Origin of the sequence: Shewanella sp. MF08487, assembly GCF_050848685.1 — a bacterium.
GTDB classification, from domain to species: Bacteria; Pseudomonadota; Gammaproteobacteria; order Enterobacterales; family Shewanellaceae; genus Shewanella; species Shewanella glacialipiscicola.
The window spans coordinates 18,222-30,608 of record NZ_JBOZPB010000003.1 but is presented as its reverse complement, the minus strand read 5'-3'; the positions used below and the strand labels follow the sequence as shown (position 1 = coordinate 30,608).

Below are 12,387 nucleotides of genomic sequence, written 5' to 3'. Positions count from 1 at the left end.
GGAATTATTTGATGCAACTGGTACTGCGTGATGTAGATCAAGGACCCTACCTGAGCAAGGTATTGATCCAAGGCCAAGCAGACGAAACGCTGAGCGGTGAACAGCTGTCACAAATCAAATCCAAAGCCATTTTGATGAGCCTCAAACTGGCCGATAAGTTTTACAACAAGTACAAAATGCACCTGCTTGAACAAGCGGCGCACGATGTCATTGGTGTGGTGAGTCTTGGTTTGATGGAATTGTCAAACCAAAACCCGCAGCAGGCGATACGCCTGTTGATCACCGCCGATGGCGTAGTCAAATGCTTTCAAAAAGGCTGGAGTATGCTCAGCACTGTCAGCAAGCATAAACTCGTCAACGGCAAGTCACTGTACGGCGATGTCGACAAGTTCTTACTCGAACAAGTGTCCAGCCCGCCAGATGCAGAAGAATGGTTAGGCTATGAAGCCTATCAAGATGCCCTGCTTGAGCATCAACGCCAACAGTCAATTGCGGCCTTATTGGCACAGTTTTACGCGCAATCGAGCTATGATCCGCTAGATTTTCTCAATCTAGAGAGTGTATTAGCCGAAGCGGTACTGTATCGATTGTTGTTTGATGGCGCCAAAGTCAGACAGGATTTAAAAAAGCGTATCGGTAAAATCACCTTAAAAGAGGAGTGGTTTACCCGTGAGCATATCGAATTGGAAACCCAGAAAGCGTTAGCAGAATTACCCGCAGAACTCGCTGAAACCATCAGTAAAGATCTCGGCAAAAACTTTGTCCCCGCCCTACTGCGTACCCTGCACTTTGCGAAAAGCTACCGCGAACTCTTACTCAGCGACGCTTCACCCGAACGCTTAGAAAGATTCGAACACAAGGAAGGTCTCGTCGGCCTCCTCGGCTGGCCACTCTACATCGTACTTTGATCGGTACTTTAATCAGCAGTCTGTTCAGTAGGTTAACGAGTGCTTGAGTCGCTTAAAATGAGTGCTTTATTGAAAAATAAAGCACTTTTTTATTGCCTTTTGTTTCTATATCCAATCCCAACAATCAATATTTAGGTCTCAGCTTTGAGTGGTTTTAGCGTAGAGCTTGATAACGCTTTGGGAACAGATAGGTGTTGGAAAAATCTTCTGAATGACCTATCACTTTGATGTTGTAAGCTTATCGTTTGCTGATATCCACTCATAAAGGCTTGCCATGTCATTCACTCATCGACACGGTGAATAGAAACCTAGGTTTTTTGAGCTTATGAACGAGAGCCATTGCTCACCTTTCGTGCATTCGCGTAATCTGTAGATTTAAAGACATACGCAACACACTTTGGGACAAAAGCGTGCTGCGTTTTTCGTGGAATCGTCTTCATTTCGGATAAATAAACATAATCCTCAGCGCTGAATCCTGAGCAGTGATGAGCCTATGGGTGTAACGCTTGGCTTGAGGCTTTTCCTTTACACCATTTACCACTGTTATGCTGCTTTTTAAACTCGCACATGCTATCCCATCGACCACTTATGCCACTGTATTGACGACGAAATTCTTTGGCTGACGTGAGCCACGCATCGGGCGCAATGCCTAATTCATTGAGCAGTTTGGGCCGCTGATTATCAATAAAGCCTTTTTTATCAAGGCGAATGGCGCGGCTCGTCCAATCAATCAGCTCGAGATAATCGGCAAAATGAAACGGAATGCTCGCTTGCGCATTCTGGTGTAGTGCACCATCAAACTGGACCAACGATTTGCGGAGAATATGAGCTTGATTGGTTGCTGAGTCAGTTTGTGGCGTTGAGATAGCTAATGGGCGATTGGGTGAATCTAGCGAGTTAATTCGCTCCTGAATCGATGTAAAATCAGAGGATTGCAAAGAATCGGCAATGCCTGCTCTGATTGGATTTAAATCCACATACATCATACAGGCCAGTAGTGCTTGCTCATCTAACAGCGCTTGCGACTTAAAACGCCCCTCCCAAAAGGCGCCCTTGCACTCATCTTCACGATTAGCCTTACGGGCAATTTCTTCGTTTAAACAGCGCATAAACCAGGAGATACTGCTTAATCGCTCATGCCATTCGGTAATTAAGCCATCGAGCAACATGCATTCAGCGTCGATTAATGCATCACCATTCATATACTTAGTAGCAATTGCATGACCTTTAGTAATTTGGCACCAACGACTGATAATGTCTTTTTGCGTTAGCGATTTAGCCTTGTCGACATCAATTTTAAGCACTAAATGATAGTGATTACTCATCACCGCATAGGCACAAATATCGATACAAAATATCGACGACAAGGCTTTGATTTTATCGACAATCCAGCCACGTCGATGCTCGTAACTGCGACCAGTGAGCTTATCTTCACCACATAAAAAAGCCCTTCTGACACAACGATTTATAACATGGTAGAAAGCTGTCGCATTAGCATCAATTAACAGTCTTCTGGCCGAAGTCATAGCAAACTCCACACAGACAAAATCAGGATAATTTAAAGCCTAGTCAAAGAAGCTAAAAAACACAAAAAGATATGGCTGTCCTAATATTTCTCAGGAAGGTCTCGTCGGCCTCCTTGGCTGGCCACTCTACATAGTACTTTGATCGGTACTTTAATCAGTAGTGTGTTCAGTAGGTTAACGAGTGTTTGAATCGCTTTAAAATGAGTGCTTTATTGAAAAATAAAGCACTTTTTTATTGTCTGTTATCCCCATGCCCAATTCAACCTTCAGCATCTCATTCTCAGTTTTGAGTGGTTTTAGCGTAAAGCTTGATAACGCTTTGGGAACAGATAGGTGTTGAAAAGTAGTGTTTGGGGAGCTGTAATTTCAGTTGTTAGCAGTTTAGCGTTTACGGATATCCACTCGCACAGGCTTGCCATGTCATTCACTCATCGACATGGTGAATAGAAACCTAGGGTTTCTGAGCTTATAAACGAGAGCCATGGACGGCGAACTGGCAGTTAAACAAGGATGTTGTTCAAGTCATTCCTTTGGATGCTCGACCGCCCCGCGGACGGTCGTCTCGCCAATCATCATGGCTCACCTTTCGTGCATTCGCGTAATCTGTAGATTTAAAAGACATACGCAACATACATTGGGACAGAAATGTGTTGAAAAGTAGCGTTTTGGGATCAGTAATTTCAGTTGTTAGCAGTTTAGCGTTTACGGGTATCCACTAGCACAGGCTTGCCATGGTATTCGCTCGTCGACTCGCAGCAAGTCCGTCCTTGGATGCTCGACCGCCCCGTCCATGGGGCGGACGGTCGTCTCGCCAATCACCATGGCACACCTTTCGAGCATTCGCGTAATCTGTAGATTTAAAAGCGTTACGCAGCATGCTTTGGGACAAAAGCATGATATAGCAAGTACGTTAATTGGCGTGTTTCGAATTAATATTTGTATGGGTTAAAGCTCCAAAATAAGTTGAACAATAGCAAAGTTCAGCCCACGTTACTTTGTGGGCGATTTTGATTCTCCTTATTTTATTTAAGGATAATCAACCCCACCATGGGGTTGCTTGCAGCCTACAATACGTTTGATTGAAAGAAACCACCCCTTTAGAAATCCATATTTTTTTAAAGCGATAATCGCGTACTCAGAGCATGTGGGCTCAAATAAGCATGATTCTCTTAGCCTTGTTGGCGCTATGACTCTATACATTAGAATCAACTTTATAGAGAGCCAAACCAAAATTATTTTTCCTTCCGGAACGTAATCACATAGTAACTACTATTTTCGGCTTTCTTACCCAAAAGCGAATCCATGCAGCCAGGTTGAACTTGAACCCCTATACTATCTACACGCTGAAATTCCCAGTCATCAGACGCATATTTATTTACAACATTTTCAAGATACGCAGCTGCCTCATTCCCTTTGTGAGCCTTCATCTGAACAGCTATATTTGGTGGGATTTGTACCATTTTGTACTCGAACATCCGTTTAACTCCTTTGTACAATGCTTACTAAGAAATATAACGCTCCGCTAAATTGCGAGCGTTAGCTAGTCAGGTGTAGGCCACGCTTTTAGTGGTTGGAATGAATTTAAGTGGCTTGTTAAATGTTATCAGCAATCGTAACGATCTTTTATATATTGGTGATAGTACTGGCCAACTGAACGTGCATTAGCAAACTCTTTAAATACTTGTTCGGGGACTCTGCAAAACGTATAGACCGGATCACTATCCTCAAAATCAATATACATACGCATTGAAGCTGAGTCATACCCAATACGACGAATTGCCGTAGATCTAACGTTTATCCAATCAGTCATTTTGAACTCCTATTTATTAAGCCAAGTTAGTGTTTTGGAGGGACCATAAATATGCCCATCATCAATCCAATATCCGGTATACATGATTACTCCCTGTACTTTTAACGCTCAACTAACAGGCGCTGCGGTTTTTACAGCATCCATGTTGAGCTGCTTATTAAGAGTTAGTTCGTTGTAGCTTACCAATTTAAAATCTTCAGACTTTGAAATACAGATACTATTATCCTTTGAAGATATGCTAAAAAGTCTACTTCCTAAAACACCGATGTAGCGAAATTTCTCTCCTTCAGTTGATGAGCAATACCCGCTGCTAACCACATAGTAACCTATCGCATTATGATCCATTGCACTTTCGCCATTGGTATACCCTTTTGCGAATGCCACTGTAGGTAAAAAACAAAATATGGAAACTACAAATACCCTTAAATTAACCGGTAAGTTAAGTAAATACTTATTGCTGAAGATTATGTATAAAAACAGGATTAGAGATACTAGTGGATAAAGACCTCTTAATCGCATGTACCCTGTTTCAGTTATCGCTGTATATACAGAGCTACCCAAGCTCAGCAGCATCATTGAAATACAGTAAAACTTAAGAACATAAGTGAACCCCTTAAATATACCGCCAGCTTCCATATACTCATCATGTTGTTTCTTAGACATTGAGTTGACTCCATCCATTGCAGAATAAGCAGCAAGGATACCTATAGCAGGAAGAGCTGGATAAACAGAGGCTTTTACTATCTCGGTTAGAGCAACGTAGGAAAGGATATTGATGTCAAACTTTATCCAAAAACCCCAAAGATAGGAAATGCCTGAGAATAAAACTAGTCCGTATACAACTAATGAGAGGTTAATTTTTGTGCTCATAGATTCCTATTAGTTTGGACTCTTAACGTCTTAGTATTTATGCGCTGCGCTGTTTGCAGGGCATAAATCGCTTGTTCACTAAATCTCAAATATGGCCGCTGCCACATCCGTGTAAATGGGTATAAATGATGCTATAGGAATTTGCTTTTTTGCGGTAGCGGTTTTTTATACAGTTTGATGGGTAATCACTTGATATCGTTTTAGCTTTCTCATTTTTATCGCTTATTTTTTGCTGATGAATCGCTATCTAACGACTCAAAACTCCAAGGAATACACCTCCCCTCGGAGTTGCCGCAGGGCGAATAGAGCTCTTGATTTAATAAAGAGTGCGTGAGTTCGGTCATGGATGACCGACTAGCTTTCGCAGGTGCAGGGACGCATCCTTCGGAAGCGATAGCAAATTTGGCAATGAGCACAAGGGGCTTTCAACTCCGTTGGGGGCGTCTTGGAGCATCCAAGGAGGATAGGACGAGCAGTCCTCCTTGGTCGGGTGTGGGGTGAAGCCCCACGACTTTGATTTTGATTAAAGCATTCAAACTACGAAACACACTTTGGGGCAATATCTTTTTAGCTAAACGAACAGCAGAAGTGTTAGTTAAGATTGGCATTGTTGCAACTGTGACCGTTGGCGGCATGGATGCCGTCGTCGAGCCCTCAGGGACGAGTTTATGGCGAGTCACAGGGGAAACAATGACAATGAATACAGCACAACTGACGACAAAGTTATCTTGCTTTAGGCATTAGCTTTTCAGCTAATCGAACAGCGATAGGGTTAGTGAGGATTGGCATTGTTCCACCAGTGACCTTCTAAAACAGGGATATTTTATTAGAGCCCTGAGGGATGCTTCTTGTTAAATAAAGAGGTGAAGAGTCACTGGGTATACAATGAAATTGATGCGTCAAAACAACTGACGACAACTTTATCTTGCTTTTGGGCAAAAAGAAAAGCCCGCGGCAGCGGGCTTGGCGTCACTTAAAATCAACGGAATATAAAGACTGACTTAACGATAAGTCAGCGTCGTAGTATCCGTTAACTTGTCGTTATCTTTAACGGTCAGTTCAACTGTGTGTTGTCCACGGCGGGCAAGGCGTAATACCAGTTGACCGTTAGCGCGGGTGCCATTGTCGAACGTCCATTTATGTTGCTTGATCACGCCATCGGTATCGTAGCTAGTCGAGATAAACATATCGACGAACAGTAAATTGATACGTTGAATTTGCGCAACAGGTGGTTGTTTTACCTCTCCAACAACCACAGATACCGTTTGCGACGTACTATGGGTTAGGCCGTCGTTATCTGTCACAGTTAGCGTGACCAGATACTCACCGCTTTGACTGTAACTGTGAGTCACTACCTCACCCACTGCCACAGTATTATCACCAAAGCTCCACTCGGCAGACACGATTTGTCCGTCGCTGTCGGTTGAAGTTGATGTCAGTTGCACCGCGGCGCCATTCACTACTTGAGTGAAACTGGCCACTGGCGCGACATTTTCCGCTTCGAGCAAGAGTGAAATCACCACAGGATCGTGATCCGATGAGCGGTAAGCATCACTTGCGAATAAGTCTTGGATTTGAGCAGGCGTCTTAAACTCTTCGTTGTAATCCAATACACGTGGTTCGTCAGTATTGATATGCCACTGCGTCACATCCACCACTTTATCTAACAAGGCAGCGTTTGCTAAAGCATGGTCCAACTGACCCGATTCTGCCGAGAACACATAGGAATAAGGGTTCGGCTTTTCAAGTTTGGCAAACAGCTCACTAAAGCCCGCGTTACCTAACGCCGTTAATGGATCTTCCTTCGCATAGGCGTTCAAATCACCAATCAGCAATACGCCTTGATCTGGATATTGCTCGCTGATCCATTGACCTGCAGCCGTCGCCGCACGGGTACGAGTGATATTACAGTTGCCTTGACCGTCGTTAAGATCAGGTTCGCCCGCACATTCACTGCCCTTAGATTTAAGGTGATTAACCGCAACAACCACGCCCTCTTCACTGCCGTTCACACTAAAGGCTTGCGTCAGCATTGGACGGTTTTTACTGTCGTCAAACAGGGGCTTTTGATCGCTATCCAATGGCGAATTTGCACTGGATAAAATACGCGCAGCGCCCTGCGGCGTAACTTTATCACTGCGATAAATCAAGCCGACTGTGATGGCATCGGTGCCAATCGCATTCATGCCTGTTGGCGCGATATAAGCGTAACGCGCCTCACCCACAGCGGCATTCAAACCTGCGACTAAATCGGCAATGGCTGAATTAGCGCCAAAGCCATCGTTTTCAATTTCCATCAAACCAAATACATCGGCACTAATGCCCACCATGGCACTGACAATCTTCGCCTTTTGACGCTCAAATTCGCTTAACGTATTGGCACCACGCGCGGTTGGGAAACCTGCGCCTTGGCCATCACCGTTGAAGTAGTTAAGCACGTTAAAGCTAGCGACTTTTAGATTACCACCCTCATTCAATGTTGGTGCGATTGGACGTGGGTTTTCCGCTATAAAATTCACCGTCTCGATTGGCATAATGCGATACAGATTAAAGCCATAGTGCATTACACCCGTAAGCGATGTGGCTTTATCGCCTACACGCACTGTGTTTGATGCGCTCAAACCAGGAGCTGGGAACTGCACAGGATCAGGATTCTGCGTCGTTAAACCGTCATCCAATAAAATACTGTCCTGTTGGTTAGCCGCGCTCACCGCCAGCGCATCAGCGCCAGGTAAAGCCACTTGCGTGCCAATAAAGTGGCGCTGACTGCCTAATGAAATCTCGCCATAACGGCCTAGGCTGTAGACTTCATTCACCACTAAATCTTGGCTGAAACGAACCCGCATGCCCTCAAATGGCTCAAAATCATCACTGCTGTTAACCGGTAAGGTCAGCACCGCCGCCGTTGGTAATGCTTGTGCAGTGGCACACAACTTATGATCTGATACAGTCGTTAGTTCAGTTAAGCCTTGATATTCAGTGACTTTGGCTTTTAAACGAATACGATCGCCCGCTACATACGCGGTGGGCGCAGCGCCGGTATACACAAACACCCCTTCCGAGGTTTGTGGATCGTTATCGGCTTCGTTATCAGCCATTTGTACAAAAATGCCCTTAAGACCGGCTTCTTGATTACTGACCACAACCGCTTCAACCACTAAGGTTTGACCATTAACAGGACTGGCAGCGCCTGCGCCTTGAAGCGCATGAATTGTTGTGGCTTCTTCGCCGCACACTAAAGAACTCGGAGGAGGGTCGACGGGATCGGTTGGTGTGCCGGCGCTGAACTTACCAAGATCAGAAATATCATCCTTCGCAAAACCTAGCCAAGTGCTAAAGCTGACCGCATCGTCGCTGATTGGATCGGCAATCAGCTGTGCAGGATTACGGCGCAGGGTATTGTCTTGCGTGGAGAGATCACCACTACCCCACTCGGCACCGGGATCGACACCGACTTGGCCTAAACTATCAATCACTTGATTTTGATAGGTCAGTTCAATCGCATCGTCGCCGTTAAAGAAACTGGCGGTACTTTGTTGATTGGTCAGTGCAAGAATATCGGCCGACGCATCGTTATCGGCAACCACATACGTCGCCCCCGCGGCTAATGAGCCAGTAAGCGCAATGGTCGTACCGACGTTGGTACTGCCATTGAAATAGAAACGCAATTGGTATTGGCTTAAATCAATAACGCCCGCAGTTGGGTTATACAGTTCGATGGCTTTATTGTTGCTGCTGCCTTCGACATATTCTGAAATGATCACATTATCCGCGCCATGGGCAAGCCCACAAACGCTGCTGATGGCTAACGCCAGCACAGTTTTAGTGTTAAACATTGAGACCCCTAAATGTATTGTTTTAATATTTGGTATTTAATTGATGCGCTTAGATGCTTCAAGGTGATGTCACCTCGAAGACTGACGATACTATAGGCGACCAAGGTTACAAATTAGTTGCGCCAAAGTTGCAACTTAAGGTTGATATTATTGGTGCGATTTAGCGATCAGAGCTAGGAAGAAAGCAGTACGGGGAATGCTGGCCGCCCATTAACAATGCGGCCAGAAATAATCAATGTGATGGGGATAAATCGCTCTTAACAGATATAAGTAGAGCCAATGGATGAAAGCCCCGACGCAGGGCTATAAGGGCTCAAGTTTTTCATCGAGTAAACTGACCAGCAGTAACTCACCTTGGGCGTTCACCCTAAACTCGCCGTATTTAGCCGCACTGAAATGATCGGCTTGCCCTTCTTCAAAGAAAAAGCTGTTCGATGCGAGCTTGATTTGATTACCACGAACACGAAATTGCACCCGCAGCTGATCTTTACCGAGTGCTTGGTCGGTATAAAAGTCTACAAAACGCGCCACTTTTTGCTCATCTAGTGCCAGTAACAACTGACCCTGCATTTGTTGCGGCGCTAAGGCGCTGCGCACATCGCGAGCAATGGCATATTCCAGCGCCATGTAATCCCCCTGCATTAACGATCGCGGATCGACTGGCGCTAATGCAAAGCGCACGACTTGGCCGTGATTAAGCAGTTGTTCGAATTTGAAAATGCGCCAATTCACGCCTGCGAGAATCGCAACAGTCGTAAAAAGTACTATGCCCAGCGCCCATTTATGTGAAGCCGACAGTTTTGCCATCACATAGTCTCCTTGGCATTTTCATTGGCAGGAAATAACCGCCACATTAGCACTCTGGCGACCAGTAATAGCCCACCTAAGCCCATCATATAAGCGGATTTGAGCAATAGAGTCGTCTCTAGGGAATAATAGTATCCACTGACAAAGAGTAATGCAGAGATAATCCCCATGCCCTTTAACCAAGATTCATTGCAATAGTGACCGAGCAAGATCAAGAGGATGGCCGTAGATAACCCCTGCATAGGTAAAGATAAGCCACTCATTAATACTAAACCGATAACACAGCTGAGTGCCGACAGGGAGTACAACGATTGCTGACGTTCACGGTAAATATTTAACAGTAAAAAACTGCCTATTAAGAAAATGGTCAATAATTGGAGCACGTTAAACCACAACGTTTGTTGTAAAGGATTGAATAACTCGTCAAAGAGATAATCCATACTAAAAGCCTGCATCAGTTGAACATTTAATAACATCAATACAAAACCATAAAGCAACATGCGACCGCGTTGGTAATGGCGCCCTAAACGATTGAGGTTGAATAACAACAAACTGACGATTAACACCAACACACTCGGGCAGAGATAGAGTAAATGACTCTTTGCCGCTATGCCGACAAGGCAAGCACTGGCAAAAAAGGCAAACACAAACTGAGCTAAACTATGGCTAATCAAGCACCAAAGCAGCAAAAGAATGCTCGCCATACACAGATACCAAGCCAGGCTAAAATCGTACCCCAAAATATTATATAATCCCCAAGCAATGCCTAAGATGCCACTCAAACAGGCCGCAAAAGCAAACTGCTGCACAAAGATTTGCTGCTTGGCCAACAAGTAAAGCCCAAGCCCGATAGCTAAATAAGCAACACCAATAACTAAAGCAATATCCTCTTCATTTTGCTCAAACATCATGTTTAACAGTGAGGCCATAAATCCCAGTAGAAACAAAGCGGCTATCCAAGCAGCAAAGGCTTGCATAACGGCAACGTACCAAGGCATATCTTGCGTGTCAGGTAATTGAGGTGAATTAACTTTGCCTTGGGCATATAAGGTTTGCCACAATGCAGCGAGTTCAGGCTCACTCGAACTATGATTGGGCGCCGCGCGATTATTTAATACGCTATCCAAGCCATTACTATCAAATTGATCATGATTCAATACACTATTGAGCGGCTTGGCTACTGATAGGTCTTTATTTTCGTCCATGGAGCTCTCCAACAGTTCCTTTCTTCGTGCTTAATATCGCTGGCGACGATTTAAAAAGTCGGTTCAATTTTCTTAAGCCCATGCTCAATCCGCTACTCGCTAAAATAATATAAAGACCAATAAATAAAAAACCACCGATAGGATCGTTGTTCTCAAACATGACGTTAATCAGTAATGCCGCGCCTACGGCAATAAAACTAAAACCACCTAAGGCTAAGGGGTATATTCGTGGTAATACATAACGAAACACCAAGAAGCCGAGGCCAAGGTGAGCAATATAGCCGCAGAAAATCCAAGAATTAAACTCGCCACGATTAAGGGCATCATCAAAAATTAACCAACAGATTAATAACGTAAAGCAGCCCATGGCAAACATCGAACTGGCATACTCCACAAGCGGAGCATGCCAACGCCCCACCACTTTTCGGTCTAAAAAGACGAAAGCATAATAAATGGCTAAATTTAAGCAGATAAATATCAGTAAAAGTCTTTGTTCATCCCAGAAATCACCCCAAAAATGAGCAAAGGTATCAAAAAGTAATCCTAAGCTAAGGTTAAATAATGCCACCACGAGTAACCATAAAGCATCAAACCCCGCCACCCATGCAAAAGGTAAAATGAGCAGCGCCCACAGGGCAAATAGCTGCCAAGGATCGGCTCCCGTTTGATAGGTTTGCCCAACCAATGCCAACAAACCGCCTACTAACACGCTGGCTGCGAGTAATACAGCATTGGCCGTCGTGGCACCAAATTCTGTAGGTTGAGTATTCGCTTGGTTCCCAGTATTAGCCTCAGTTTGAGCCTGATGGACTGAGCTACACTGATGTGCGGCGCGATAATAGAGCCTAGCGAATACCGCTATGGTGAGCAATATCGTAACTTCGATGAGACCAAATTTGGCAAAACGTCCGAGGGATTGCCAATTGTAGGCAAAGAAAAAAATCAAACCACAGGCAACACTCAGCGCACCAAACCACAGTAATAAGTGAGCAATTAGACCGCGCCAGCTCGATACATTAGGCCGAGAAGCTAGCTGTCCATAAAGCGTATTTGCCTGCTCGGCAGTGATATGTCCCTGTTCCACCCAGTGACAGACTTGAGATGCTATTTTACTCAATGTGATCTCCCTAATCCATTTTGCGTGAGCTTACTCTATTAAGGTTAATATTCGCATGCTATCTGAACTATATAAGCAAAAATAATGCTGAACCGAGCGAACTTGCCGCTGAGTATGATATTACATTAAAAATAACTTATTCCATCTATTGAGAAAGTGAGTGTTACGTCATCGATATCAATGATCCAAGCACTGCAAACATTGCAGTAAGCAAAAAAAACAATGCTTTTATTATAATTATGCTCCCACTATTAGGTGGGCTTAATATGGCAATATAAAGCAGCCAAATTGCAAAGACACCGTAATTC

At 44.4% G+C, this 12,387-nt stretch carries 11 protein-coding genes; 2 read left to right on the top strand and 9 right to left on the bottom strand.

All coding sequences use genetic code 11. From position 1 onward, the window contains the following. The first annotated feature begins 11 nt into the window (after nucleotides 1–11). Complete coding sequence (gene atcC, locus ACRN9H_RS02780; protein WP_006081327.1) at nucleotides 12–908, top strand: cold adaptation protein AtcC; 897 nt, start codon at nucleotides 12–14, stop codon at nucleotides 906–908. 491 nt (nucleotides 909–1,399) lie between these two features. Here atcC and ACRN9H_RS02775 read toward each other — a convergent pair whose 3' ends face one another. The 5 genes from ACRN9H_RS02775 to ACRN9H_RS02755 all read right to left on the bottom strand — a co-directional run bounded on the left by ACRN9H_RS02775 (nucleotide 1,400) and on the right by ACRN9H_RS02755 (nucleotide 5,114). Then, complete coding sequence (locus ACRN9H_RS02775) at nucleotides 1,400–2,434, bottom strand: transposase (protein WP_432312370.1); 1,035 nt, start codon at nucleotides 2,432–2,434, stop codon at nucleotides 1,400–1,402. A 1,026-nt stretch (nucleotides 2,435–3,460) separates the two neighbouring features. Then, nucleotides 3,461–3,664, bottom strand: coding sequence for a membrane protein insertion efficiency factor YidD (gene yidD, locus ACRN9H_RS02770; RefSeq protein ID WP_076500261.1), 204 nt, complete (start codon nucleotides 3,662–3,664; stop codon nucleotides 3,461–3,463). A gap of 2 nt (nucleotides 3,665–3,666) precedes the next feature. Next, nucleotides 3,667–3,909 (bottom strand): hypothetical protein, encoded by a 243-nt coding sequence (locus ACRN9H_RS02765; protein ID WP_259567672.1) that lies wholly within the window; start codon nucleotides 3,907–3,909, stop codon nucleotides 3,667–3,669. Nucleotides 3,910–4,037: 128 nt separating this feature from the next. After that, nucleotides 4,038–4,244: a KTSC domain-containing protein gene (locus tag ACRN9H_RS02760; RefSeq protein WP_432312369.1), complete on the bottom strand. Its 207-nt coding sequence runs from the start codon at nucleotides 4,242–4,244 to the stop codon at nucleotides 4,038–4,040. Nucleotides 4,245–4,352: 108 nt separating this feature from the next. Continuing rightward, the gene (locus ACRN9H_RS02755; RefSeq protein WP_076501889.1) at nucleotides 4,353–5,114 is read right to left on the bottom strand and encodes a hypothetical protein; all 762 of its coding nucleotides are present in this window, start codon (nucleotides 5,112–5,114) and stop codon (nucleotides 4,353–4,355) included. Nucleotides 5,115–5,702: 588 nt separating this feature from the next. On the opposite strand from ACRN9H_RS02755, the gene ACRN9H_RS02750 reads away from it, so the two are divergent. Then, nucleotides 5,703–5,858 (top strand): hypothetical protein, encoded by a 156-nt coding sequence (locus tag ACRN9H_RS02750; RefSeq protein ID WP_432312368.1) that lies wholly within the window; start codon nucleotides 5,703–5,705, stop codon nucleotides 5,856–5,858. Nucleotides 5,859–6,115: 257 nt separating this feature from the next. Here the strand turns inward: ACRN9H_RS02750 and ACRN9H_RS02745 are convergent, their stop codons facing one another. The 4 genes from ACRN9H_RS02745 to ACRN9H_RS02730 form a co-directional block, all read right to left on the bottom strand. Then, nucleotides 6,116–8,950 (bottom strand): ExeM/NucH family extracellular endonuclease, encoded by a 2,835-nt coding sequence (locus ACRN9H_RS02745; protein WP_432312367.1) that lies wholly within the window; start codon nucleotides 8,948–8,950, stop codon nucleotides 6,116–6,118. 303 nt (nucleotides 8,951–9,253) lie between these two features. After that, entirely contained in the window at nucleotides 9,254–9,757 is a 504-nt protein-coding gene (locus ACRN9H_RS02740; protein ID WP_432312366.1) for a GDYXXLXY domain-containing protein, read from the bottom strand. After that, complete coding sequence (locus ACRN9H_RS02735) at nucleotides 9,757–10,962, bottom strand: DUF4401 domain-containing protein (RefSeq protein ID WP_432312365.1); 1,206 nt, start codon at nucleotides 10,960–10,962, stop codon at nucleotides 9,757–9,759. Before ACRN9H_RS02735 ends, ACRN9H_RS02740 begins: the two co-directional genes overlap by 1 nt. After that, the gene (locus ACRN9H_RS02730) at nucleotides 10,949–12,079 is read right to left on the bottom strand and encodes a DUF2157 domain-containing protein (RefSeq protein WP_432312364.1); all 1,131 of its coding nucleotides are present in this window, start codon (nucleotides 12,077–12,079) and stop codon (nucleotides 10,949–10,951) included. The genes ACRN9H_RS02735 and ACRN9H_RS02730 overlap by 14 nt, the downstream gene beginning before the upstream one ends. Between the last annotated feature and the right edge of the window lie 308 nt (nucleotides 12,080–12,387).

Coding starts and splice junctions, on each gene's coding strand:
- ACRN9H_RS02760 (WP_432312369.1), bottom strand. CDS start 4,244: ATGACTGATTGGATAAACGTTAGATCTACGGCAATTCGTCGTATTGGG.
- ACRN9H_RS02755 (WP_076501889.1), bottom strand. CDS start 5,114: ATGAGCACAAAAATTAACCTCTCATTAGTTGTATACGGACTAGTTTTA.
- atcC (WP_006081327.1), top strand. CDS start 12: ATGCAACTGGTACTGCGTGATGTAGATCAAGGACCCTACCTGAGCAAG.
- ACRN9H_RS02740 (WP_432312366.1), bottom strand. CDS start 9,757: ATGGCAAAACTGTCGGCTTCACATAAATGGGCGCTGGGCATAGTACTT.
- ACRN9H_RS02735 (WP_432312365.1), bottom strand. CDS start 10,962: ATGGACGAAAATAAAGACCTATCAGTAGCCAAGCCGCTCAATAGTGTA.
- ACRN9H_RS02765 (WP_259567672.1), bottom strand. CDS start 3,909: ATGTTCGAGTACAAAATGGTACAAATCCCACCAAATATAGCTGTTCAG.
- ACRN9H_RS02745 (WP_432312367.1), bottom strand. CDS start 8,950: ATGTTTAACACTAAAACTGTGCTGGCGTTAGCCATCAGCAGCGTTTGT.
- ACRN9H_RS02775 (WP_432312370.1), bottom strand. CDS start 2,434: ATGACTTCGGCCAGAAGACTGTTAATTGATGCTAATGCGACAGCTTTC.